The organism is Novosphingobium sp. (assembly GCF_965228995.1).
Classification (GTDB): Bacteria; Pseudomonadota; Alphaproteobacteria; order Sphingomonadales; family Sphingomonadaceae; genus Novosphingobium.
The window spans coordinates 3,014,160-3,036,719 of record NZ_OZ245852.1 but is presented as its reverse complement, the minus strand read 5'-3'; the positions used below and the strand labels follow the sequence as shown (position 1 = coordinate 3,036,719).

21 protein-coding genes and 1 tRNA gene are annotated in these 22,560 nt (G+C 66.1%); 12 read left to right on the top strand and 10 right to left on the bottom strand.

Features of this window, described 5'->3' with window-relative positions; genetic code table 11:
- The first annotated feature begins 65 nt into the window (after positions 1-65).
- The 3 genes from ACO056_RS13820 to ACO056_RS13810 all read left to right on the top strand — a co-directional run bounded on the left by ACO056_RS13820 (position 66) and on the right by ACO056_RS13810 (position 4,957).
- Positions 66-2,129 (top strand): prolyl oligopeptidase family serine peptidase, encoded by a 2,064-nt coding sequence (locus ACO056_RS13820; protein ID WP_421847681.1) that lies wholly within the window; start codon positions 66-68, stop codon positions 2,127-2,129.
- Between the two features lie 3 nt (positions 2,130-2,132).
- Positions 2,133-3,296: a nucleoside hydrolase gene (locus tag ACO056_RS13815; RefSeq protein ID WP_421847679.1), complete on the top strand. Its 1,164-nt coding sequence runs from the start codon at positions 2,133-2,135 to the stop codon at positions 3,294-3,296.
- Between the two features lie 152 nt (positions 3,297-3,448).
- A complete protein-coding gene (locus ACO056_RS13810; protein WP_421847677.1) occupies positions 3,449-4,957 on the top strand; it encodes an AMP-binding protein in 1,509 nt (502 codons plus the stop codon).
- Positions 4,958-5,001: 44 nt separating this feature from the next.
- Here the strand turns inward: ACO056_RS13810 and ACO056_RS13805 are convergent.
- Positions 5,002-5,078, bottom strand: a tRNA-Pro gene (locus ACO056_RS13805).
- Positions 5,079-5,267: 189 nt separating this feature from the next.
- On the opposite strand from ACO056_RS13805, the gene yajC reads away from it, so the two are divergent.
- The 3 genes from yajC to secF all read left to right on the top strand — a co-directional run bounded on the left by yajC (position 5,268) and on the right by secF (position 8,276).
- The gene (gene yajC / locus ACO056_RS13800; RefSeq protein WP_421847675.1) at positions 5,268-5,615 is read left to right on the top strand and encodes a preprotein translocase subunit YajC; all 348 of its coding nucleotides are present in this window, start codon (positions 5,268-5,270) and stop codon (positions 5,613-5,615) included.
- Between the two features lie 63 nt (positions 5,616-5,678).
- Positions 5,679-7,286: a protein translocase subunit SecD gene (secD, locus tag ACO056_RS13795; protein WP_421847673.1), complete on the top strand. Its 1,608-nt coding sequence runs from the start codon at positions 5,679-5,681 to the stop codon at positions 7,284-7,286.
- 12 nt (positions 7,287-7,298) lie between these two features.
- On the top strand, positions 7,299-8,276 hold the full coding sequence (secF, locus tag ACO056_RS13790) for a protein translocase subunit SecF (RefSeq protein WP_421847671.1): 978 nt from the start codon (positions 7,299-7,301) through the stop codon (positions 8,274-8,276).
- Between the two features lie 131 nt (positions 8,277-8,407).
- On the opposite strand, the gene ACO056_RS13785 is transcribed toward secF, so the two are convergent.
- Both ACO056_RS13785 and ACO056_RS13780 read right to left on the bottom strand, forming a co-directional pair.
- Positions 8,408-9,610: a glycosyltransferase gene (locus ACO056_RS13785; protein WP_421847669.1), complete on the bottom strand. Its 1,203-nt coding sequence runs from the start codon at positions 9,608-9,610 to the stop codon at positions 8,408-8,410.
- Positions 9,611-9,767: 157 nt separating this feature from the next.
- Positions 9,768-10,337 carry a helix-turn-helix domain-containing protein gene (locus ACO056_RS13780; RefSeq protein WP_421847667.1) on the bottom strand — a complete coding sequence of 190 codons (570 nt, stop codon included), beginning with the start codon at positions 10,335-10,337 and terminating at the stop codon, positions 9,768-9,770.
- Positions 10,338-10,472: 135 nt separating this feature from the next.
- Here ACO056_RS13780 and ACO056_RS13775 point away from each other — a divergent pair, with 135 nt between their 5' ends.
- A complete protein-coding gene (locus tag ACO056_RS13775; protein WP_421847665.1) occupies positions 10,473-10,964 on the top strand; it encodes a DUF6456 domain-containing protein in 492 nt (163 codons plus the stop codon).
- A 91-nt stretch (positions 10,965-11,055) separates the two neighbouring features.
- Entirely contained in the window at positions 11,056-12,870 is a 1,815-nt protein-coding gene (locus ACO056_RS13770) for a DUF885 domain-containing protein (RefSeq protein ID WP_421847663.1), read from the top strand.
- An 18-nt stretch (positions 12,871-12,888) separates the two neighbouring features.
- On the opposite strand, the gene ACO056_RS13765 is transcribed toward ACO056_RS13770, so the two are convergent.
- Complete coding sequence (locus ACO056_RS13765; RefSeq protein WP_421847661.1) at positions 12,889-13,878, bottom strand: c-type cytochrome; 990 nt, start codon at positions 13,876-13,878, stop codon at positions 12,889-12,891.
- A gap of 86 nt (positions 13,879-13,964) precedes the next feature.
- Positions 13,965-15,758, bottom strand: coding sequence for an ABC-F family ATP-binding cassette domain-containing protein (locus ACO056_RS13760; RefSeq protein ID WP_421847659.1), 1,794 nt, complete (start codon positions 15,756-15,758; stop codon positions 13,965-13,967).
- A 160-nt stretch (positions 15,759-15,918) separates the two neighbouring features.
- Here ACO056_RS13760 and ACO056_RS13755 point away from each other — a divergent pair, with 160 nt between their 5' ends.
- From ACO056_RS13755 to ACO056_RS13745, 3 genes are all read left to right on the top strand, one after another.
- The gene (locus ACO056_RS13755) at positions 15,919-16,236 is read left to right on the top strand and encodes a hypothetical protein (protein ID WP_421847657.1); all 318 of its coding nucleotides are present in this window, start codon (positions 15,919-15,921) and stop codon (positions 16,234-16,236) included.
- A gap of 274 nt (positions 16,237-16,510) precedes the next feature.
- Positions 16,511-17,188 carry a response regulator transcription factor gene (locus ACO056_RS13750; RefSeq protein WP_421847655.1) on the top strand — a complete coding sequence of 226 codons (678 nt, stop codon included), beginning with the start codon at positions 16,511-16,513 and terminating at the stop codon, positions 17,186-17,188.
- A gap of 116 nt (positions 17,189-17,304) precedes the next feature.
- A complete protein-coding gene (locus ACO056_RS13745; protein ID WP_421855510.1) occupies positions 17,305-18,627 on the top strand; it encodes a sensor histidine kinase in 1,323 nt (440 codons plus the stop codon).
- A 2-nt stretch (positions 18,628-18,629) separates the two neighbouring features.
- On the opposite strand, the gene ACO056_RS13740 is transcribed toward ACO056_RS13745, so the two are convergent.
- Genes ACO056_RS13740 through hemW form a run of 4 tightly spaced genes read right to left on the bottom strand, consistent with a single transcriptional unit; the run spans position 18,630 to position 21,279 of the window.
- A complete protein-coding gene (locus ACO056_RS13740; RefSeq protein WP_421847653.1) occupies positions 18,630-18,926 on the bottom strand; it encodes a type II toxin-antitoxin system RelE/ParE family toxin in 297 nt (98 codons plus the stop codon).
- Positions 18,923-19,195: a type II toxin-antitoxin system ParD family antitoxin gene (locus ACO056_RS13735; RefSeq protein WP_421847651.1), complete on the bottom strand. Its 273-nt coding sequence runs from the start codon at positions 19,193-19,195 to the stop codon at positions 18,923-18,925. Before ACO056_RS13735 ends, ACO056_RS13740 begins: the two co-directional genes overlap by 4 nt.
- Positions 19,196-19,237: 42 nt before the next feature.
- Entirely contained in the window at positions 19,238-20,131 is an 894-nt protein-coding gene (locus ACO056_RS13730; protein WP_421847649.1) for a tyrosine recombinase XerC, read from the bottom strand.
- Positions 20,128-21,279 (bottom strand): radical SAM family heme chaperone HemW, encoded by a 1,152-nt coding sequence (hemW, locus tag ACO056_RS13725; protein ID WP_421847647.1) that lies wholly within the window; start codon positions 21,277-21,279, stop codon positions 20,128-20,130. The genes ACO056_RS13730 and hemW overlap by 4 nt, the downstream gene beginning before the upstream one ends.
- Positions 21,280-21,327: 48 nt before the next feature.
- On the opposite strand from hemW, the gene ACO056_RS13720 reads away from it, so the two are divergent.
- The gene (locus ACO056_RS13720; protein WP_421847645.1) at positions 21,328-21,960 is read left to right on the top strand and encodes a CAP domain-containing protein; all 633 of its coding nucleotides are present in this window, start codon (positions 21,328-21,330) and stop codon (positions 21,958-21,960) included.
- Here ACO056_RS13720 and rdgB read toward each other — a convergent pair.
- Positions 21,905-22,534, bottom strand: a complete 630-nt coding sequence (gene rdgB / locus ACO056_RS13715; protein WP_421847643.1) for an RdgB/HAM1 family non-canonical purine NTP pyrophosphatase — start codon at positions 22,532-22,534, stop codon at positions 21,905-21,907. The two genes, ACO056_RS13720 and rdgB, sit on opposite strands and share 56 nt — an antisense overlap.
- Between the last annotated feature and the right edge of the window lie 26 nt (positions 22,535-22,560).

Genomic DNA, 22,560 nt, shown 5'->3' with positions numbered 1-22,560 from the left:
CGCTTGCGCCAGTGCGGGCGGGCGGGCCAAGGATGGCGCATAGCTCCATACCTCGGGAATTCTCCATGCTTCGCCAGACGCTTGCCCTGCTTCTGCTTTCCACTTGCGTGCCCGCCGTGGCCCAGACCTCGGCCCAGCCCGCCGCCACCGAGCAGCCTTCGCGGCTGTTTGCCGGGGCGGACTTGTTCGGCCTCGAAATGGCGAGCAGCCCACAGATCAGCCCGGACGGGACGCGTGTCGCCTATGTGCGCCAATCTGGCGATGTAATGGCCGACAAGATGCGCTCGGCGATCTGGCTAGTTGATACGAAGTCCGGCGAGCAGGTGCCGCTGGTGGGTGCGGGCTCGCAGTTTGCGCCGGTGTGGTCGCCCGATGGCAAGCGGCTGGCCTATGTCGGCGCGGAGGAAGGCGGCGCTCCGCAGCTCTATGTGCGCTGGCTTGAGAGCGGGGCGACGGCGCGGATCACCGGCCTCCCGGACTCGCCATCGAGCCTCGCCTGGTCGCCCGATGGTCGGCAGATTGCCTATGTGATGCACGTGCCGGGGGAGGCAACCAAGTTCGGCGCGGCGCCGGCCAAGCCCGAAGGCGCAAAGTGGGCCGAGCCGCTCGAAGTGATCGACCGTGTGACGTACCGCGCCGATGGCGGCGGTTATATCAGGCCGGGGTTCGATCAGGTGTTCGTGGTGGCGGCCGATGGCGGAGCGCCGCGCCAGCTGACATTCGGCAAGTTCGATGTTTCGGGGCCGCTCTCGTTCTCGCCCGATGGCAAGACGCTGGTGCTCTCCTCCAACCGCCGCGCGGACTGGGAGCGCGAGCCGAACGACAGCGAGGTCTATGCGCTCGATATGGCGAGCGCGGCGTTGACGCAGCTGACCAAGCGCTATGGGCCGGACCAGAACGCGGTGCTTTCGCCCGACGGCAGCAAGATCGCCTATCTCGGCGATGATGATACGCACCTGAGCTATCAGCCCGCGGTGCTTTACGTGATGGACCGCGACGGCTCGAACGCGCGCGCACTGACCGCTGCGCTCGATCGCAGCATCGAAGATGTGCAGTGGGCGGCGGACGGGCGCTCGGTTTTTGTCGCCTATGACGACAAGGCCGTGCGCAAGGTGGCGCGGGTCGATCTGGCGGGGAAGCTGACGGTGCTGGCCGAAGGGCTTGCCGGAGGCGAGCTTGACCGGCCCTATACCGGCGGCAGCTTCAGCGTTTCGAAGGGCGGGGTGATTGCCTGGACGGGCGATATGACCGGCGGCGAGCGACCGGCGGATCTCTTCGTGGGCAAGCGGCAGGTGACGCGGCTGAACGACACGCTGCTCGCGGGCAAGACGCTCGGCCGGGTCGAGCCGCTCACGGTGACGGCGAGCGACGGGCGCACGATCGGGGCGTGGCTGGTGCTGCCGCCATCCTACCAGCCGGGCAAGCGCCTGCCGCTGGTGCTCGAAATCCATGGCGGGCCGCATAGCGCCTATGGCCCGGTCTTCTCGACCGATGACCAGCTTTATGCGGCGCACGGCTATGCGGTGCTCTACACCAATCCGCGCGGCTCCACCTCTTATGGCAGCGCGTTCGCGAACCTGATCGACAAGGCTTATCCGGGCGATGACTACACCGACCTGATGAGCGCGGTGGATGCAGCGATTGCCAAGGGCGTCGCCGATCCGGACAACCTCTTCGTGACGGGCGGTTCGGGCGGCGGGGTGCTGACGAGCTGGATCGTCGGCAAAACCGACCGCTTCAAGGCGGCGGCGGCGCAGAAGCCGGTGATCAACTGGATCAGCGAGGCGCTGACGATGGACGCCGTGGGCTTCACCTCTCGCTACTGGTTCCGCAAGCAGCCTTGGGAAGATCCGATGGGCTACTGGAACCGTTCGCCGCTCTCGCTGGTGGGCAACGTCAGGACGCCGACGATGGTCGTGGTGGGGAGCGAGGACTACCGCACCCCGGTAAGCGAGTCAGAGCAGTATTACTCGGCGCTGCAGATCCGGGGCGTGCCGACCGCTCTGGTCAAGGTGCCCGGTGCCAGCCACGGCGGGATTGCCGCGCGGCCTTCGCAATCGGCGGCCAAGGCTGCGGCGATCCTTGCATGGTTTGACAAGTATCGCACCGATACAGGCAATCAGAAATAGGGGATGAAAGTGGGGCGGTTCCTTCTGGCGTTTCTGCTCATGGTGGCGACCCCCGCATGGGCGGCCGAGCCGAAGCGGCAGGTGATCATCGATGACGAGGGTTTCGCGATCCCGCATCTGATGCTGCTGGAGGACCCCCGCGTCGAAGTGCTGGGCATCACCACGGTTTCGGGCAATGTCTGGGCCAACCGGGCGACGGCGATGGTGCTGCGCGGGCTGGAACTCCTCGGCCGCGCGCAAGTCCCGGTGGCCGAGGGCGCGACCTTTCCGTTGCTCAACAGCGAGGCGCGGACCGAGCGGTGGGAAGCGCTTTACGGCAAGCTCGTATGGAAGGGCGCGTTCATGAAGCAATGGGCCGAGCCGACCGCGCAATCGACCCCGCCTTACCACGGGCCGTTCGATCCGGTGGACCTGCCCTGGGGCAATCCGAAGCTGAAGGCGCTGAGCGAGCCGGCAGCGCAGTTCCTGATCCGCACCGTGCGCGCGCATCCCCATCAGGTGACGATCCTTGCGACCGGGCCGCTGACCAATCTGGCGCTGGCGCAGCGGCTCGATCCGGAGTTTGCCTCGCTGGTCAAGGAACTGGTGATCATGGGCGGGAGCCTCGCGCCTCGGCAGGTGCTGGAAGGCAAGTCTGCGGCTGACTTTGCGCGTGAGTTCGTCAATACGCCGCGCCGTGAGTTCAACATCCGCTTCGATCCTGAGGCGGCGAGCATGACCGCGCATGCGCCCTGGCCCAAGGTGACGATCGTGCCGGCTGATCCCGCGACCGCGACGCAGCTTTCGCCCGCGCTGGTTGAGCGGCTGGCAAGGGCCGCGCGCCCGCCGGTCGCGACGTTCCTGCGGGGGATGGAGCCGGGCTTTCCGATGTGGGACGAGATCGCCGTGGCGGTCTGGCTCGATCCTTCCATCGTCACCCGGTCGGAGCGGCTGTGGTACGATTTCGATGTGCAGTTCGGGCCCGGCTATGGGGATATGCTGACCTGGCATGATGCCTATCGCCCGGGGCTCGATGAGGGGCAGGCGGACGTGGTGCTGTCAATCGATGTGCCGCGGATGGAGGCGCTGATGGCGAAGGCGCTGGGGGGAGCGGTAGAAATCTGTTCGCGCAGAGCCCGCAGAGTGCGCAGAGATGCCGTGAGCGCCGCAGGCGATGCGCATTGCTGATCGCTTGATGAATTGAAGCGGCTTCGCCGCAAGCGCTGAAAGCTCTGCGATCTCTGCGGGCTCTGCGCGAACCCATTAATGCTACGGGCGGGTGGTGACAGCGGGGCCTTGCGGGTTCTAAGGAACGTCGAATTCCTGCGGAGCCTTGCGCCATGAATGCCAATCTCGTTGCCATCTTCCTTGCCCGGCATGCGGGGCATGAGGACAAGCCGGCGTGGTTGTGGCAGGGCGAGACGGCCTGCACATTTGGCGAATTGCCGGCGGCGATCGGGCGGTACCGGGCGGCTTTGGCGCAGGCAGGCGTCACACGCGGCGACCGGGTGATGATCAAGGCGGAAAACTCGCCCGGCTTTGCGCTGACCTATCTGGCCGTGCTCGCCGCAGGTGCGATCGCTGTGCCGGTCAACCCGGCCTATACCGCGAGCGAGCTGGCCTTGTTGATCGAGGACGCCGAGCCTGTCCTGCTGGTGCATGGCTCGGCGACGGCGGTGCCTGAGGGTGAACTCCCAAGGCGGATGACGCTGGAGCCGGATGGTTCGGGCTCGCTGCCCGCGCTGGCAGCGGGTCTGGAGCCGGATCTCGCGGTCGAAATCATGGCCGCGACCGATCTTGCCGCGATCCTGTTCACTTCGGGCACCACCGGGCGGCCCAAGGGCGCGATGCTGATGCACCGCAACTTGTCGTCCAACGTTGCGGCGCTGTTCGAGGCCTGGCGGTTTTCGGATGAGGACAGCATTCTCCACAGCCTGCCGCTGTTCCATGCGCATGGGCTGTTCGTGGCGCTCCATCTGGGGCTTTACAGCGCGGCCACGGTGCACTTGCTGGGCAAGTTCGATGCGGCAAAAGTGGCGGCGCTGCTGCCGACGGTCAGCGTGTTCATGGGGGTGCCGACATTCTACACGCGGCTGCTGGAGCGCGCGGATTTCGGCCGTGAGGCAGTGCGCACCATCCGGCTGATGATCTGTGGTTCGGCGCCGCTGCTGCCGTCGGTCTTCGCCGAGATCGAGGCGCGCACCGGGCACCGCATTCTGGAACGTTACGGCATGACCGAGGCGGCGATGATCACTTCCAACCCTTATGCGCCGGAAGGGCGGATCCCGGGAACGGTCGGCTATCCGCTGCCGGGGGTGGAATTGCGCGTGGTCGGCGGAGAAGGGCGCGCCGAACTGCCGCCGGGCGAAGTGGGCGAGATCGAGATCCGGGGGCCGAATCTGTGCGCCGGGTACTGGCGCCGCCCCGAGGCGACAGCGGAAGCGATCGGGCCGGACGGGTTCTTCGTGACCGGCGATACCGGCTTCAAGGATGCGAGCGGGCGGGTGACCATCGCGGGGCGGTCGAAGGATCTCATCATCTCGGGCGGGTTCAACATCTATCCGGCAGAACTGGAAATGGTGCTCGCCGAAGTCGACGGTGTGAGCGATGTCGCGATCATCGGCGTGCCGCATCCCGATTTCGGCGAAGGCGTGGTGGCGGTGGTGACCGCCGCGCGGCCCGATCTCGAACCTGCCGCCATCGAGGCGGTCGCGCGCGCAAAACTGGCGCGCTTCAAGCAGCCCAAGGCGATCCGCATTGTGCCGGAGTTCCCGCGCAATGCCATGGGCAAAGTGCTGAAAGCCGAACTGCGGCGGCAGTTTGCTGGCTTGTTTGTGGGGGAAAGTTGAGGTTGATGGCGGCGCTGAAAGGGGGAAACGCCGTCTGAAATAATTGGTCGGGACGAGAGGATTCGAACCTCCGACCCCCACACCCCCAGTGTGATGCGCTACCAGGCTGCGCTACGTCCCGACCGGAAGGCGGGCCTATAGGCAGGGTCTGGGGGGATGGCAAGGCTTCTTGATCGCCGATTGCGCGGGGCACCGCGATTGCGGCTGATGCGATGGGCGCAAAGTTGCCTAAGCCATGCCAAACTGCTAGCGCGCCTGCCGTTACTGGCCATGAGTGTCAGAAGCCCCAAGCGAAAGTTCCCGACCCGCCATGAACGGTTCTGTCCTCTTCCATATCCTTGCCGCGGCCGCACCGGCTGCCACTCCGGCCGAGCCGCCGGCGTACCTGCAGTTTCTGCCGCTGGTTGCCATGGCGGCGATCTTCTATTTCCTGATCCTCCGCCCGCAAATGCGCCGGCAGAAGGAGCAGCAGGTCAAGATTTCCACGCTCAAGAAGGGCGATCAGGTGGTGACCGCAGGCGGTCTGATCGGCAAGGTGATCAAGGTCGAGGACCAGACCGTCGATCTCGAGCTGGGGCCCAATGTCCGCGTTCGCGCGGTGCGGGCGACCATCGGTGACGTGCTCCCGCCCGCCGGATCGGCACCCGCCAACGATTGATGATGCGGCCCGCATCCGGCCATTTCCGGATGCGCGAGGCCCAGTTCAGGAAGACTGTTCGCAATGCTTGAATTTCCGCGCTGGAAGGTGATCTGGCTCTGGGCGATCACACTGGTGGCCGCGCTCGCGGCGGTGCCATCGGTGGTCTCGGTGATGGGCATCGCGCTCCCCGCAGGGCTCTATGCGCCCAAGGTCAACCTCGGGCTCGACCTTGCCGGCGGCAGCCATATCCTGCTCGAAGCCGATCCCAGCCAGGTGCGCCAGCAGCGCATCGAAGGCATGGACGAATCGGTTCGCAACAAGCTCAAGCAGGCGAACCCGGACATTCGCATCAGCGACATTTCCAACCGTGACGGCGCGCTGACATTCCTCGTCGAGGATCCGGCCAAGGTTGATGCAGTGCGTGAGGCGATCCTGCCGCTGACCACCGGTGCAGGCCTCACCGGCGCGCGCGACTGGACGATCAATGTCGTCGACGGCAACCGCTTCGTGCTCACGCCGACGCCCGAGGGCATCGACCTTGCCGTGGCGCAGGCGATGGAAACCGCGGTCGAAGTGGTGCGCAAGCGCATCGACGCGCTGGGCACGCGCGAGCCGACGATCATCCGTTCGGGCTCGAACCGCATCGTGGTGCAGGTGCCGGGTCTGCAGGATCCGCAGGCGCTCAAGAACCTCCTCGGCCAGACTGCAAAGCTCGAGTTCAAGCTGGTCGATACGACCGCGCTGCAGAGCGATATTCAGCGCGGCATCGCGCCTCCGGGCAGCGAGATCGTGCCTTATGCTTCGGTCAAGGACGGCGGCCCGGTCGGCTCCATCGCGGTCAAGCGGCTTGGAGGTATTCGCGGCGACCAGCTGACCAACGCGCAGGTCACCAACAACCAGCAGACCAACGAGCCGCAGGTTGCGATCACTTTCAACACCGATGGCGGCGCACGCTTTGCCAAGCTGACGACGCAGAACGTCAACAAGCCCTTCGCGATCATCCTCGATGGCAAGGTGCTTTCGGCGCCCAACATCAATGAACCGATCCTCGGCGGCAGCGCGGTGATTTCAGGCAGCTTCACCACGCAGGCGGCGAGCAACCTTGCGATCTCGCTGCGTTCGGGTGCGTTGCCGGTCGACCTCAAGGTGGTGGAAGAACGCACCGTCGGGCCGGACCTCGGTGCGGACTCGGTCCGCAAGGGCATGATCGCGATGGGCGTCGGCACGCTGGCGCTGGTGGCCTTCATCCTCGCCGTTTATGGCCGCTTCGGCGTCTATGCCTGCATCGCGCTGGTGTTCAACGTGCTGATGATCCTGGGCATCATGGCATCAATCGGGACCACGCTGACACTGCCGGGTATTGCCGGCTTCGTGCTGACGATCGGCGCAGCGGTTGACGCCAACGTGCTGATAAACGAGCGCATCCGCGAGGAGCGGCACCGCGGGCGGCGCGTGTTCCAGGCGGTCGAGATGGGCTACAAGGAAGCGAGCCGCGCGATCTTCGATGCCAACATCACCAACGTGATCGCGGCGCTTTCGATGGCGGCGTTCGGCACCGGGCCGGTGCGCGGGTTTGCCATCGTGCTGCTGATCGGCATCGCGACCTCGGTGTTTACCGCCGTGACCATGACCCGCATGTGGGTCGCCCAGTGGCTGCGCAAGGCGCGGCCCACCGAAATCGCGCTTTAAGGAACCGGTTCGATGAAGCTTCTCAAGCTCGTTCCCGACAACACGAACATCAAGTTCCTGCGCTGGCGTGTGCCGTTCTACGTGATCAGCCTGCTGCTGATGGCGGCAAGCCTCAGCCTCGTGTTCACCAAGGGCCTCAATCTCGGCGTCGATTTCATCGGCGGGCAGATGATCCGCGTGACCTTTACCCAGAGCGCGGAAGCGCCGGTCGGGCCGCTGCGCGGTGAGATCGAGGCGCTGGGCTATGGTGAGCCGATCATCCAGCGCTATGGCAAGCCCAATGAAATCTCCATCCGCATGAAGCTGCCGGTGGGCGCGGATCATGACAACGGCCTTTCGGACAAGATGGCGCGCACGATCACGGCGGACATCAAGGCCAAGCACGCCGATGCCCGCGTTGACGGCGTTGATTCGGTTTCGGGCAAGGTTTCGGGTGAGCTGTGGCACAGCGCGGTGCTTTCGCTCGGCCTCGCGGCGCTGGCGGTGGCGGCCTATATCTGGCTGCGGTTCGAATGGCAGTTCGGAGTTGGCGCGCTGTTCAGCCTGGTGCACGACGTGACGCTGACATTGGGCATGTTCGCGGTGACGCAGATCGAGTTCGACCTCACGATCGTCGCGGCGCTGCTGACGCTGATCGGCTATTCGCTCAACGATACGATCGTGGTCTACGACCGCATCCGCGAGAACCTGAAGAAATACCGCAAGATGCCGATGCCCGAGCTGCTCGACCTCTCGGTCAACGAGACGCTGCACCGCACGCTGGCGACCTCGCTTTCGATGCTGATCACGCTGACGGCGCTGCTGCTGCTGGGTCCGGGGGTGATCTTCGGCTTCACCGCGGCAATCACGCTGGGCATTTTCGTGGGTACCTACAGCTCGATCTATATGGCGGCGCCGATCCTGATCTGGCTCAAGGTGACGTCGAAGAGCTTCGTGCCGACCGAGAGCCCGCTGGACAAGCAGGAGCGGATGGCGCGCGAAGGCGCCTGAAGGCGGACGGAGCGCTGGCATCCTTCGACAGGCTCAGGATGAACGGATGTTTGCAAATGAGAGAGCTGACGGGATGATGGCTCAAATCACTACCCGCTCGTGCTGAGCTTGTCGAAGCACGTTGCGCACCCTCAGCGGCTGGCGGCTTTTTCGTAGATTTGCGCGAGGGCTGCAGCGTTGGCGTCCCAGCTGAAGCGGGCGGCGCTGGCGGCGACGTCTGCTTGCGCGGGGGATGCGGCCAGCACCTCGGCAATGGCGGCGGCGATTGCGGTGGGGGTGCGTTCGGCGAGGCGGCCGGCGGCGGGGCAATCGACCACTTCGGGTGCGCCGCCGACGGGCGGGATGACGAGCGGAGTGCCGCAGGCGAGCGCTTCGATCCAGGCATTGGCAAGCCCTTCGCGCTCCGACGGCAGCACCATGACATCGGCGGCGCTGAGCAGCACGGGCAGCGTCTCGTGGCTCACTGCGCCGAGGAAATGCACCCGGCTCGACACCCCATGCGCGGCGGCGCGGGCGCGCAGTGCGGCTTCGTCCGCACCGGTGCCGGCCAGCGCGAGCTGGATATCGCCGGGGAGGCTGGTCAGCGCTTCGATGGCGAGCGCCTGCCCCTTGATCGCGATCAGCGCGCCGACGCAGACGGCGAGGCGATCTGCCGGGCGCAGTGCGAGGGCGGGCAGGCGGGCGGCAAGCTGCGCGCGGGCTTCGGGGCGGGGCAGCGGCTGGAAGCGCGCGCGGTCCAGCCCGGTGTAATGGACGGTGATGCCGCCGGGCGGGGCGAGGCCGAGCGCGTTCATGTCGCGCGCGAGGGCGCCCGATACGGCCAGTACGGCCGCTGCGCTGCGGGCTGCACGGCGCATCTGGAGGAGCGCTGCGGGGCGGTCTCCCCACAAGTGGATATCAGAACCGCGCGCCTTGATCGCATGGGGCAGGCCAAGCGCGGCGGCGACATCTGCGGCGGCAGGGCCATCGGGGTAGAAGAACTGCGCGTCGACCAGATCGAACGGCGCCTCGCGGTGGAGTTTGCGCGCCAGCGGCAGGACCGCGCGGGTGATCGCCCAGGGATTGAAACGGCCGGACAGGCCCGGGACCAGCAGGAAGCTCGGATGGTGCACGGTGACGCGCCCGCTGGTCTCGAGCGGGGGGATGGCCGCGAGCGGCTTGTAGCGGCCCATCGCGCTGAACGGGGCCGGGGGGAGGCCAATCGGGTTGATCACGGTGACGTCCCAATCCTCCCGCGCGGCCAGCGCCTCCATCTGGCGCGCCACGAAGCGGCCGAAACCCGGACGGGTCGGCGCGGGATAGAGCGTCGAGATCGACAGCAGGCGGCGTTTCACCGGAGGATCACACCATGGTCTCAGTTTGGGGCACACGTGTTTGCAAAGGCCCGCTCATGCTGAGCTTGTCGCAGCACTTCGGCGCTACCGTCGCGCCAGCACCCTTCGACAAGCTCAGGGTGAGCGGGCCTTTGGTGTTTGCGGCTGGCACAGGCAATCAGAGCGAGCGGACGAGCAATTCGGCGACGCCGATCCAGGTGGGGTGATCGATCACCACCTGGCGCTGGCCGATGCCGGGGGGAAGCAGCGCGACGCGGTCTCCATCGCGATCGATCATCCGGCCGAACGCGAAGCGGCCACCGGGGCGAGGGGCAAGCACATCGCGGTTGAGCGCGCGGCCGAAATCCTCAGGACCGATCTGCCGCAGCCAGACCTGATCTCCGGCACGATATTCGCCGGCGCTGGCCTCGACCGATAGGACGACAAGCTGGGCCGAGCCCGGGCCGACCGGGAACACCGCAGACATCGGTTTGGCGAGCGCTTCGGCGCCATTTGCGGCGAGGCGGGCGATGATCTGCGGCTCGCGGTCCACTTCTGCCTTCACCAGCAGCTGGGGATCGACGTCCAGCGCGGCGGCGATGCGGTTCATCCAGCCGAGCGAGAGCGAGCGCATGCCCGTTTCCAGCCGCCCAATGGTCTGCGCCGTCGTCGGCGGCACGCAGCGCGCAGCGACATCGGCCAAGGTTAGGCCCTTCTGACGACGAATATCGCGGATGCGGTTGATCATGGTCGGGGCACTCTTGGGGGCCTCATACTTACGTTTTACAGCTTTTGTGCGATGCGGCAAGTTTTGTACTTTCCTACATGCGGAGCATTACGGCAATAGATGCTTCGTTCCTGATTTGTTCGAGAGGAGAGGGCCGTGGCGCAAGTGCTGGTGGAGCGTGAACTGACCGAAGAAGGTCCGCGGCGGCTGGCGGGTCTGCGTCCGGGCGCAAGCGGAGTACGCGGCGCGGTGCGCAGCGTGAAGGTCAATCTCGCCGAATCGCCGCTGACCTGGCTGCACGCGCGCGGCCATCTGAGCGACCGGCAATTTGCCGCGGGCGAGCGGCTGCGTGCCGACTGGGAGCGCGCTGACCTCGCGCCATCGGTGACGATGCGCTGGGACCCGGTCCGCGTGGCTGGCGGCGAGCCGGGCCTGACGGCGGGCGAGCGGCAGTTTGCCGCGCGGCGCCGCTTCGATGGCGCGATCGCGGCGGCGGGGCCGGGGCTCGCCGATATCCTCTGGCGGGTGGTCTGCGCCGGGGAAGGCGTGCCGGTGGCGGAGAAAGCGCTGGCCTGGCCCGCGCGTAGCGGCAAGCTGGTGTTGGAGCTGGCGCTCGACCGGGTGGCAGGGTTTTACGGCATGCCGTGATGATTTCCACTGCCCGCCCCGGTGGACCACTTGCCTCCCGGCAGCGGAATATGCCACCAGATTGGTTCTTTCGCAGTGCGGAGCTTAGTCCATGGAAAGACGTGAATTTCTTGCCGGAGCGGCGACTGCCGCGCTGACGACCTTGCTGCCTGCAAAGTCCCTTGCAGCTGCGGTTGCGGCGCCCGGCGATGCCGCTTTTGCGGGGCTGGCCGACCGGCTGTTCTACGACAATCTGCTGCTGACACCGCAGCACGCGACCGGGCTTGGGCTCGATACCGGTGTGCGCGCGGCGCTGCGTTCGCGGCTCGATGACGGTAGCGAGGCGGGCCGCGCAGCCAAGCAGGCGTTCAACCGGGCCGGGCTTGCCGCCATGCGCGGGGTCGATCCTGCAAGCCTCAGCCCCGGGGTGCAGCGGCAGCGCGAGCTCCTTGCCTACATGTTCGAGCGGCGGCTGGCGGGCGTGCCGTTTGGCATCGAGAGCGTGCAGCAGCCCTATCCGATCACGCAGCAGCAGGGCGTCTATTTCGAAGTGCCGGACATGCTCGACAGCCAGCATCCGGTTGAGACGGCGGCGGATGCCGAGGCCTATCTTGCACGGCTCAAGGCCTTTGCTTTTGCGCTGGATGAGGACACGCTGGGCCAGAAGCGGCTGGCGGCGCGCAGGGTGATCGCGCCGCGCTGGTCGCTCGATCTGGCGCTCGGCCAGCTGGCCAAGCTGCGCGGGCCGGCGCCCGAGGCAAGCGCGCTTGTGCGTTCGCTAACGCGGCGTACCACGGCCAAGGCGATTCCCGGCGACTGGGCGGCGCAGGCGGCTAAGATTGTTGGCGGCGATGTCTATCCCGCGCTCGACCGGCAGATCGCGCTGGTGCGGTCGCTGCGCATGAAGACCCCGGCGGGCGACGGCGCATGGCGCGTGCGCGGCGGCGATGCGATCTATGCGGCGGCCTTGGCCGAGGCGACGACGACCAAGCTGAGCCCCGAGGAAATCCACAAGATCGGGCTTGAGCAGGTCGCCGATATTACCGGCAAGCTCGATGCGATCCTCAAGGCCGCGGGCTATACCAAGGGCACGGTGGGCGAGCGGCTGACCGCGCTGAACCATGCGCCGGACCAGCTTTACCCCGATACGGACGCGGGCCGGGCGGACCTGATCGCCTCGCTCAATGCGGGTATCGCGGCGATGGCGAAGAAGCTGCCGCAGGCCTTTGCGAACTATCCCAGCGAGCCGCTGGAAATCCGCCGCGTGCCGGTGGAGATTCAGGATGGGGCCTCGAACGGATACTACTACAGCGCCAGCCTCGATGGTTCGCGCCCGGCGATCTACTGGATCAACCTCAAGTCGGTGGGCGATTGGCCGCGCTATTCGCTGCCTTCGCTGACCTATCACGAAGGCATCCCGGGGCACCACTTGCAGGGTGGCTATGCGCAGAAAGCCGGCGCGCTTCCGCTCTATCTCAAGAACTTCTTCCTTTCGGCGCACGGCGAGGGCTGGGCACTTTATGCCGAGCAGCTGGCGGACGAACTGGGCGGCTATTCCGCGCTGGAGCGGGCCGGATACCTGCAATCGTTCCTGTTCCGCGCGGCGCGGCTGGTGGTCGATACCGGCATTCACCACTATCGCTGGAGCCGCGAGAAGGCGGCCGCCTATCTGGTCGCTACCACCGGCTTTGCTGAGGCGCGCAGCCAGCGCGAGGTGGAGCGCTATTGCGTGCTGATCGGGCAGGCGTGCAGCTACAAGATCGGCCACACCGCATGGGTTGCGGCGCGCACGAAAGCGCAAGCGGCGCTGGGGGACAAGTTCAGCCTGCCGTGGTTCCATGGCATTCTGGAAGAAGGCACGATGCCGCTGTTCATGCTGGAAAAGCGGATCGAGGAGCGGACGGCGGAGCGGCTGGCGGCGGGTTGAGGGGGCTAACGCCCCAAATCATGCAGGCGGCGGCGGGGCTTGTGCGGCCAGATAGGCGGCAACGTCTCTGATCTCGGACGGTGTCAGACCTCTTGCGACGGCCCGCATGGGCGCTACGGCTTGGTTTCGTCTTGCTCCTGTCCGGATATCCCACAGCGTTCGTGCGATATAGCCGGCCGGACGCCCGGCAATCGGAGGCACGGAGCCGGATCCGGTCAACTCTGCGCCGTGGCAAGTCTGGCATGGCATGGCTGAGACACCGCCGGTCTCGGCGATCCGCTTGCCGCGCGCGATCGCACCGCGTGGAACGTAGTCTGTTAGCAGAACGTGATCATCACCGAGCATCGCACGAGGCAGATCGGCGGACAATTCGACGATCCGGTCACCTAACGGCTCCGACCCGCCGCCCGGTGCTGGATTAAGCCAGCCATATTTGTCGGGGAAGGTTCGCGGTGCGGTGTCGCTTTCAATGACCCGCAGCCAGCGTGATCTTGGCAAACGTGAGAAGTATGCTGCCGCCTGCTGAAGGGCCACAGGATCGACGCCTTGGGCTGTCTTGATCATTTCCGCGGTATTTGGCTGACCCGCATTGGCGGATTTCCGCTCACCTGATCGGAACGCATTGACCTGTTCGATGATGTAGGCTGCTGGCAATCCGGCAAGATCGGCCGACGCGGGGACGCCAGCACCGTTTAGAAAATGGCACTCTGCGCATGGTGTTGCCGCGCCGCCATATGGGCCACCGACGACCGGCGGAGCAGTTGGATGGTCTTCCGGGTGCCAATCGATCGGCCCTTTGGACTGAGCAACTTGCGCGCGGGTCAAGATCAGTTTGCTTCCCGGCACCTGGAATGGCCCCGGGCCGAGCGGCTGGCCGAAAGTGGTCGTCGCGCCTGTGGGATAGGCCCAGGCCAGAGCCGCAGTTGGGTCCGTCTCACGCTGACAGCCTGAAAGTGCCATCGTGGCGGCGATCAGCGATACGGCGACAAATCGGACTTGCTTGCTCATCATACGCGCCGATGCGCTAACCCTTCAAACTATCGCGAGCGCGAACTTAGGCGATCGAGCAGACTTGCCAACCTGTTTGACGCCTCTCACCCCTCGACCATCTCCGCCAGTTCCAGCCACCGCTCTTCCGCTGCGTCCTTTTCCGCGCGGGCCTTGTCGATTGACGCGGTGAGGGCGGCGAATCGGGTGGGGTTTTTGGTGTAGAGGTCGGGGTCGGCCAGCGCGGCTTCGTCGCGGGCGATGGCTTTTTCCAGCTCGGAGATGCGATCCGGAAGGATCTCGTAGTCGCGCTGGTCCTTGTAGGTGAGCTTGGCCTTTTTGGGCGGCGGAGGCGGGGGCGGCGCGGCGGCGGGTTTGTCTGCCGTTTCGCGCGCCACGGGCTTGCCGGCGAGGCGCTGTTTGCGCTGCTTTTCCCAATCGGCATAGCCGCCTGCAACGATATCGACTTTGCCTGAGCCATCCATGCCGAGCGTGATCGTGACGGTGCGATCAAGGAAATCGCGGTCGTGGCTGACGATGAGGACGGTGCCTTCGTAGTCCGAAATCACTTCCTGCAAGAGGTCGAGCGTTTCGAGATCGAGGTCGTTGGTCGGCTCGTCGAGCACGAGGAGGTTCGAGGGGCGGGCGAACTCGCGCGCGAGCAGCAGGCGCGAGCGTTCGCCGCCGGAGAGCGTGCCGACGCGCGCCTCGACCATGCCGGGATCGAACAGGAAGTCCTTGAGATAGCCGTGAATGTGCTTGCGCACCCCCTGCACGTCGATCCAGTCGCTGCCTTCGGCCACCACATCGCGGATGCGCTTTTCAGGTGACATCAGGCTGCGCTGCTGGTCGATGATGACGGGGGTGAGCGTTTTTGCCAGCGTGACGGTGCCGCTGTCGGGCTCCAGTTCGCCGGTGAGGAGCTTGAGCAGCGTGGTTTTCCCTGCGCCGTTCGCGCCGACGAGGCCGATGCGGTCCTTGCGGGTGATGCGGAGGCTGAAATCCTTGACGATCACGCGTTCGCCGAAGCGCTTGGTGATCTTGTCCGCGACGATCACCGCCTTGCTCTTGGCATCGTCGCTGCCGAGGCTGAGCTTGGCGGTGCCTTGCGGGCTGAGCATCGCGGCGCGGGTGGCCCTCATTTCCCAGAGTTTTTCGAGGCGGCCCATGTTGCGCTTGCGCCGCGCGGTGACGCCGCGTTCGAGCCAGTGGGCTTCGATCTTGAGCTTGGCGTCGAGCTTGTCGGCCGCGCGGGCTTCTTCGGCGTAGACCGCTTCCATCCACGCTTCATAGCCGCCGAAGCCGATCTCGCGGCGGCGGAGCGCGCCGCGATCCAGCCATAGCGTGGCCTTGGTCAGGCGTTCGAGGAAGGTACGGTCATGGCTGATGACGACAAACGCGCCGTTGTAGCGCTGGAGCCACGATTCCAGCCATTCGATGGCGGCGAGATCGAGGTGGTTGGTCGGCTCGTCGAGCAGCAGCAGATCGGGCTCGCTGGCGAGCGCGCGCGCCAAGGCGGCGCGGCGGCGTTCCCCGCCCGAGGCGCTGTCGGCTTGTCGCGACAAGTCGATGCCCAGCTGGCCGGCGATGGCTTCGACTTCGTGGCGCGGCGGGGCATCCTTGCCCGAAAGCGCGAAGTCCATGAGGGTTTCGTAGCCGGTGAAGAACGGGTCCTGCTCAAGCGTCACGACGCGCGTGCCCGGCTGGACCGAGCGGGTGCCCTTGTCGGCATCGACTGTGCCGGCGATCAGCTTGAGCAGCGTGGTCTTGCCCGCGCCGTTGCGGCCGATAAGGGCGAGCCGGTCGCGCGGGCCGATCTGGACGTCGAGGCCCTGGAACAGCCAATGCGTGCCCTGGTTCAGGCCGAGGCCTTCCCAGCTGAGGATTGGTGCTGCTGCCATGATGCAGCGGCGCTTAGCGGGGCGGGACGGCGAGGTCCAGTATCTGCGAAAGGCGGCTTGGCACCGGCTTGCCTGATCTGCCATAAGTATGTGCAGGGGAGCGGACATTGGGGGACCAGACCCGGCCGCGCGTTCACAAGCTATTCAAAGGCCGCAGCCTATGGCGCTTCGCATTATGCGCTCTACATCAGCAATCATCGCCCTGGGCCTCCTCGTTCTGCTTGCCCCTGCTGCCGATGCGCAGCAGCGGCGGACCGATGAACAGCGTGAGGCGCGGCTCGATTTGCGCAACGGCAACGTGCGCTCGCTCCGCGAGATCGAGGCGCGGGTGCTGCCGACAAAGCGGGGCATGCAGTACCTCGGCCCCGAATACGATCCGACCGCGATGGCCTATCGGTTGAAGTTCATTCAGGACGGGCGGGTCGTGTTCGTCGATGTCGATGCGCGGACGGGGCAGATCCTGGGCGAATCGCACTAGCGGCGAGGTTTCGAATTTCGCGCAGAGGCGCAGAGGCGCAGAGATCATGGTCATTGCGATAAAGCTGCTCGCCATGCCGGGCTGATGAGTTGGAGCAAACGGCCTTTGGCCGGGCAAAGCCTCTCCGCGCCCGCTGCGCCTCTGCGCGAAATCTTTGTTCGCCGTACCTCTGAAGACAAGCCTGCCCCCGTTCCTTGACCGTTCAGGTTTGTCGCTCCATCAAGCCAATACATGAGAAGGGCCGCCCAGCAGGCGGCGCAGCAAGGGGCAAGTGATGCGTATCCTGATCGTCGAGGATGAACCGACCCTCGGCAAGCAGCTCAAGTCAACGCTCGAGGCCAATGGCTATGCGGTCGATCTTTCGGTCGATGGCGAGGACGGGCATTTCATGGGCTCGACCGAGGATTATGACGCGGTGATCCTCGATCTCGGCCTGCCGGAAATCGACGGGCTGACCGTGCTCGGCATGTGGCGCAAGGAGGGGCGCAAGTTCCCGGTGCTGGTGCTGACCGCGCGCGACAGCTGGTCGGACAAGGTGGCAGGCCTCGATGCGGGGGCGGATGATTACCTCGCGAAGCCCTTCCAGAGCGAGGAACTGATCGCCCGCCTGCGCGCGCTGATCCGCCGCGCTTCGGGCAATTCCTCGTCAGAGCTGATTGCGGGCGGCGTGCGGCTGGATACGCGTTCGGGCCGGGTGACCCTGGACGGCGAGCCGGTGAAGCTGACCGCGCAGGAATACAAGCTGCTCTCCTACCTGCTTCACCACAAGGGCAAGGTGGTGAGCCGCACCGAGCTGATCGAACATATCTACGATCAGGATTTCGACCGCGATTCCAATACGATCGAGGTGTTCGTCACGCGCATCCGCAAGAAGCTGGGACCTGATGTGATCACCACCATCCGCGGGCTGGGCTATAGCCTCGACGATCCGGCACAGCCCGGGCGCGGCTGAGCGGCGACGGGGCGCACGGCGTGGAACACAGCGTGATTGCCCCCGGGGAAACCCCAGCCGCGGTGCCCGACGCCCCGCGCGCGACGGCCGCGCACACGGGTTCGCTCTCGCGGCGCATGCTGCTGATTGCGGTCGCATGGATTTCGGTGCTGCTATTGGGCGGCGGCTTTACGCTCGATCGCACGATGACGGGGCTTGCCACGAGCAACTTCGACAAGCAGCTCGACTATATGCTGACCGCCATGGTCGGCTCGGCGGAGATCGGGCCGGACGGCGAAGTGTTCTTCAACCGCGCGCTTGGCGATCAGCGCTTCCTTGAACCGAACAGCGGACTTTACTGGCAGATAAGCGGCAAGGGGCATGAGGATTTCCCCTCACGCTCGCTGTGGGACCGCACGCTGAAGCTGAAGGGCGATCACTTCGACGGGACGCCGCACGTTTATGACAGCGCGCAGTTCGGCGACGAGCGCCTCAGGATCATCGAGCGTTCGGTGATCCTGCCGGGCAGCCCGATCAACTGGCAATTCGCAGTCGCCGCAAGCCGTAGCGATCTCGACGCACAGATCCGGCGGATCCGGGCGATCCTGATCTGGTCGTTCGTGGTGCTGGGGCTGGGCCTGATCGCGATGGCGGCGATGCAGACTTACTACGGCCTTGGCCCCTTGCGCCGCGTCCGCCGCGCGATTGCCGACATGCGCGAGGGGCAGGCGCGCCGGGTTGACGAGCCGCTACCGCTCGAGGTGCAACCGCTGGTCGAGGAAATCAACGCGCTGCTCGCGCATTCGGAGCGGCAGGCCGAGGAAGCGCGCACCCATGCGGGCAACCTTGCGCATGCGCTCAAGACACCGCTGACGGTGGTGATGAACGCAGCGACGGCGAAGGCGGAGGACCTTTCGGATACGGTAATCCGCGAGGCGGCGGTGATGCGCCGGCAAGTCGACCACCACCTTGCCCGCGCCCGCGCCGTGGGGCGCCGCGCGACAGGCCTTGCCCGCGCCAGCGTGGGCGAAAGCGCGGAGGCGGTGGAGCGCGCGGTGGTGCGGCTCTATCCGCATGTGCGCTTTGACATGGATGGCAACCGTGAGGCCAGCGTTGCGATCGAGCGGCAGGATCTCGACGAGATTCTCGGCAACCTGATCGAGAATGCCGCGAAGTATGGCGGCGGCTCGGTTTTCGTGACGATCGATGCCGTGCCGGAGGACCCCAAGACCTGCGAGATATGGATCGAGGACGACGGCATGGGCATCCCCGACGCGGCCCGGGACACGCTGTTCGCGCGTGGTGCCCGGCTCGATACCGGCAAGCCCGGCACCGGCCTCGGCCTTGCCATCGTGCGCGATGTTGCCGAGCTCTACGGCGGTTCGATCACGCTGGGTGAAAGCGAGGATCTCGGCGGATTGATGGCAGTGCTGCGGCTGCCGCGATCAGCGGGGAAGTAGGGTTACTTCAGGCCCAACAGGCGGTCGTGATCCTGCCCGGGGCCAAGAACACGCAAGATAGCTATCGTATCGTTCCGAAGCACATAAAGAATGCCATAACCGCGCCATGACCGACGGCGGATACCTTGCTGCTCATGTCTTGGGACCAGAGGAAAGCCGCGTGGTGCGTCACTGATCCGAAGCGCGACCTCCTCCAATGCCGATATGAATGATTCGGCTCTTGGTGGGTTGTCCTGAGCTATGAAGCGGGCAACCGTAGCCAGATCACGGCGCGCCGCACGCAGGAATATAACCTTCATTGTGTTACTGTTTTTGGCCCCAACAAACCGATTTCTGCACGAATTTCCGCACATACCGTGTGAAGATCTTCGCCACCGCCCGCATCAAGCTCAGCGAGGCCCTGCGCAATCGATGCGTCAAGTTCGGCAAGCCAGCGCGCTTCGTCCTCGACAATGCCCTGATCCCTGCGGATCAGATCCCGCACGTAATCACTGACGCTGGCGTATTGGCCGCTCTCGATGCGCTGCTGGACGAACTCGCGCATGGGTTCGGGCAGGGATACGTTCATGGTAGCCATATGCTGCTTTATGGCAAAAATTGCCAATGACGTCTAGGCCCGCGGATGCGCGTTGCGGTAGACGTCTAGCAGCGTTGCTGCATCAACCTTCGTGTAGATCTGCGTCGAGGACAGGCTGGCGTGGCCGAGCAGTTCCTGCAGGCTCCTCAGGTCCGCTCCTGCGCCGAGCAGGTGCGTGGCGAAGCTGTGGCGCAGCGCATGGGGGGTGGCGGTGGCGGGCAGGCCGAGCACGGTCCGCGCCCGGGCCACGGCGCGCTGGATCATGGCCTGTGCGAGCGGGCCGCCCTTGGCGCCGCGAAACAGGGGCGCGCTGCGGTCGAGCGGGAAGGGGACTTTGGCGGCATAGTCCTCCACCGCCGCTTTCACGATCGGCAGGATGGGCACGACGCGCTGGCGGCCGCCCTTGCCGGTGACGGTAAGCGTATCACCGAGCGGGAGGGCGGCGGCGGTGAGCGAAAGCGCCTCGGCGATGCGCAGGCCTGCGCCGTAGAGCAACAGAAGCACGGCGCGGTCGCGCGCGCCGATCCACGGTTCGCCGCCTTCATCGGCGACCATGGCAGCGAGGTTTACCGCGTCATCCGGGGTGACGGGGCGGGGGAGGCCTTTCTTGATCCGCGGCCCGCGCAGGCGGGGCGGCGGGGCGTCGGCGCCGCCAGCCTGCGTGCGGGCGAAGGCGAGGAATGCTTTCAGGGCCGATAGCTCGCGCGCGGCGGAAACGTTGCCGATACCGTCCGCGCGGCGAGCGGCCATCTGGGTGCGCACATCGCCGACTTCGAGCTTGGCGAGTGAGGGCCAATCATGCGGTGGGGGCAGCACGGCCAGAAACCGCGCGGCGGTGGCGACATAGGCGCGCACCGTGTGCGGCGAGCGGCGGCGGGCAAGTGCGAGGTGGCTGCCCCAGGCTTCGAGCAGATCGGGCGCGCTCATGCCGTGACGAGCCCGGCCGGGACGAGCTCCGCCAGCAGGCCATCGAGCAGCGGCATGCCGGCATCCGTCACGATCAGCCGGTCTGCTTGTTCGGTGAGCAGGCCCTGCGACCTATAGAACGCCCGCTTGGCAGGATCGATCAGTTCGGCTTCGGCGAGGCCGAAGCGCTCGGCCAGTGCGGCGGGTGCTATGCCTTCGGCGAGCCGCAAGCCCATGAGGAGCGCTTCGGCAGCCTGTTCGCGCGTGCCGAGTTCGCGGATTTCGGCAATGCCGTGGTGCTGGGCGGCGACGGCCTTGAGGAAGTTCTCCGGCTTGCGGTGGCGCACGGTGGCAAAGCCGCCGCGCCGGCCGTGCGCGCCGGGGCCGATCCCGGCGTAATCCTGATAGCGCCAGTAGACGAGGTTGTGGCGGCTTTCCTCGTGCGCGCGGGCGTGATTGCTGATCTCGTAGGCCGGGAGGCCGGCAGCCGTGGTCAGCTCGCGGGTGAGGGCAAAAAGATCGCCCGCCGCGTCATCATCGAGCGGGGTGAACTTGCCCTCGCGCACCAGTGTGGCGAAGCGGGTCCCGGGCTCGATGGTGAGCTGATAGAGCGAGAGGTGGCCGGTGCCGAGCGCCAGTGCGCGGGTAAGTTCGGCTTCCCACAATGCGGGGGTGTGATCGGGCCGCGCGTAGATGAGATCGAAGCTGACGCGGCGGAAATGGCGCTGCGCGACTTCCAGCGCAGCGAGGCCTTCGGCGGCATCGTGCAGGCGGCCGAGGAACGACAGCGCGGCATCGTCGAGGGCCTGCAGGCCGAGCGAGACGCGGTTGATGCCCACACCTGCGAGCGCCGCGAAGTTTGCCGCTTCGACCGAGGAGGGATTGGCCTCGAGCGTGATCTCGATATCGGGGGCGAAGCGCCAGTGGCGGCCGGCGGCTTCGATCAGCGTGGCGACCAGCGCGGGCGGCATCAGCGAAGGAGTGCCGCCGCCGAAGAAGATCGAGGAGAGCTCGTGCCCCCCGGTCAACGCCGCCTCGTGCGCCATGTCGGCAAGCAGGGCGGCCTGCCATTGTGCCACGTCGATGCCCTCTCGGACATGGCTATTGAAATCGCAATAGGGGCACTTGGCGAGGCAGAACGGCCAGTGGATATAGAGGGCGAAGGCCATCCGCCTTTCCAGCCTGAGTCGGGCCGGCAAAGTCAAGGGAAAGCGCATATGCCACGCATTCGAGCGCTTGCGATTGTCGCCATTGCTGCCTCCGTCGCGGCGGCGCCGGTGGCGGCTCAGGTGACTGTGACGCCGACCGAAGCAGTGGCGGCGCGGTTGCTCGCAGCGCATAATGCCGAGCGGGAGCGGCTGGGGCTGAAGCCGCTGGTCTGGAGCGCGAAGCTAGCGGATCACGCGAAGAAGTGGGCGCAGACGCTCGCGGTATCTAACATGTTCGAACACGCACCGGTCGGCGCCGATGGCGGCGAGGGCGAGAACCTGTGGTACGGGACCAAGGACGATTATAGCCCCGAGGAAATGATCGGTTTCTTCATCGAAGAGAACAAGCAGTTCAAACGCGGCGTATTTCCCGATGTCTCGACGACGGGGGTCTGGGAAGACGTCGGGCACTATACCCAGATGGTGTGGAAGGACACGCGCGAGGTTGGCTGCACGGTTGCGAGCAACCCGGTGCGCGATTTTCTGGTGTGCCGCTATTCGCCGGCCGGGAATGTGATGGGTCAGCCGGTGTTCGACTACAAGCGGTCGGCGGCGGCAGGTGCGTCGGCTGCCGCCACGGATGCGGTCAATCCGTCAGCGCAGAAGAAACGAGCTTCGAAAAAGCGTCGGCGCGGTGGCTGATGCGGTGCTTTTCGGCCGGGTCCAGCTCGGCGAAAGTGCGCGTATCGCCTGAAGGCACGAAGACCGGGTCGTAGCCGAAGCCCAGCGTACCGCGCGGGGGCCAGGTGAGCGAGCCCATCGCGCGGCCTTCGAACACGGCCTCGCGGCCATCGGGCCAGGCGAGCGCGAGGACGCAGGCGAACCAGCAGTCGCGAGGTGTATCGGGGCCGAGCTCGGCAAGTTTGCCCTCGACTTTGCCCATCGCCATGTACCAGTCGCGGCCCGGACCGCCTTCGAACGGCGCGGCTTCGGCCCAATCTGCGGTATAGACACCCGGCGCGCCGCCGAGCGCGGTGACGCAGAGGCCGGAATCATCGGCGAGCGCGGGGAGGCCCGAGGCGCTGGCCGAGGCGTGGGCCTTGATCAGCGCGTTTTCGGCAAAGGTGGTGCCTGTCTCGGCGGGCTCGGGCAGGCCCAGTTCGCCGGCCGAGAGGCATTCCATGCCATGGGGCGCGAGTAGCGCCCGGATCTCGCGCAATTTGCCCGCGTTGTGCGTGGCGATGACGAGCTTTCCGGGCGCGAGGAGGCGGGTCATGTCAGGTCCTGTCCCACCCAGACCTC

Coding starts and splice junctions, on each gene's coding strand:
- ACO056_RS13765 (WP_421847661.1), bottom strand. CDS start 13,878: ATGAGCAAGCAAGTCCGATTTGTCGCCGTATCGCTGATCGCCGCCACG.
- ACO056_RS13720 (WP_421847645.1), top strand. CDS start 21,328: ATGCCACGCATTCGAGCGCTTGCGATTGTCGCCATTGCTGCCTCCGTC.
- ACO056_RS13730 (WP_421847649.1), bottom strand. CDS start 20,131: ATGAGCGCGCCCGATCTGCTCGAAGCCTGGGGCAGCCACCTCGCACTT.
- secF (WP_421847671.1), top strand. CDS start 7,299: ATGAAGCTTCTCAAGCTCGTTCCCGACAACACGAACATCAAGTTCCTG.
- hemW (WP_421847647.1), bottom strand. CDS start 21,279: ATGGCCTTCGCCCTCTATATCCACTGGCCGTTCTGCCTCGCCAAGTGC.
- ACO056_RS13810 (WP_421847677.1), top strand. CDS start 3,449: ATGAATGCCAATCTCGTTGCCATCTTCCTTGCCCGGCATGCGGGGCAT.
- yajC (WP_421847675.1), top strand. CDS start 5,268: ATGAACGGTTCTGTCCTCTTCCATATCCTTGCCGCGGCCGCACCGGCT.
- ACO056_RS13815 (WP_421847679.1), top strand. CDS start 2,133: ATGAAAGTGGGGCGGTTCCTTCTGGCGTTTCTGCTCATGGTGGCGACC.
- secD (WP_421847673.1), top strand. CDS start 5,679: ATGCTTGAATTTCCGCGCTGGAAGGTGATCTGGCTCTGGGCGATCACA.
- ACO056_RS13735 (WP_421847651.1), bottom strand. CDS start 19,195: ATGAACGTATCCCTGCCCGAACCCATGCGCGAGTTCGTCCAGCAGCGC.
- ACO056_RS13770 (WP_421847663.1), top strand. CDS start 11,056: ATGGAAAGACGTGAATTTCTTGCCGGAGCGGCGACTGCCGCGCTGACG.
- ACO056_RS13760 (WP_421847659.1), bottom strand. CDS start 15,758: ATGGCAGCAGCACCAATCCTCAGCTGGGAAGGCCTCGGCCTGAACCAG.
- ACO056_RS13780 (WP_421847667.1), bottom strand. CDS start 10,337: ATGATCAACCGCATCCGCGATATTCGTCGTCAGAAGGGCCTAACCTTG.
- ACO056_RS13820 (WP_421847681.1), top strand. CDS start 66: ATGCTTCGCCAGACGCTTGCCCTGCTTCTGCTTTCCACTTGCGTGCCC.
- ACO056_RS13745 (WP_421855510.1), top strand. CDS start 17,305: ATGCTGCTGATTGCGGTCGCATGGATTTCGGTGCTGCTATTGGGCGGC.
- rdgB (WP_421847643.1), bottom strand. CDS start 22,534: ATGACCCGCCTCCTCGCGCCCGGAAAGCTCGTCATCGCCACGCACAAC.
- ACO056_RS13740 (WP_421847653.1), bottom strand. CDS start 18,926: ATGAAGGTTATATTCCTGCGTGCGGCGCGCCGTGATCTGGCTACGGTT.
- ACO056_RS13750 (WP_421847655.1), top strand. CDS start 16,511: ATGCGTATCCTGATCGTCGAGGATGAACCGACCCTCGGCAAGCAGCTC.
- ACO056_RS13755 (WP_421847657.1), top strand. CDS start 15,919: ATGGCGCTTCGCATTATGCGCTCTACATCAGCAATCATCGCCCTGGGC.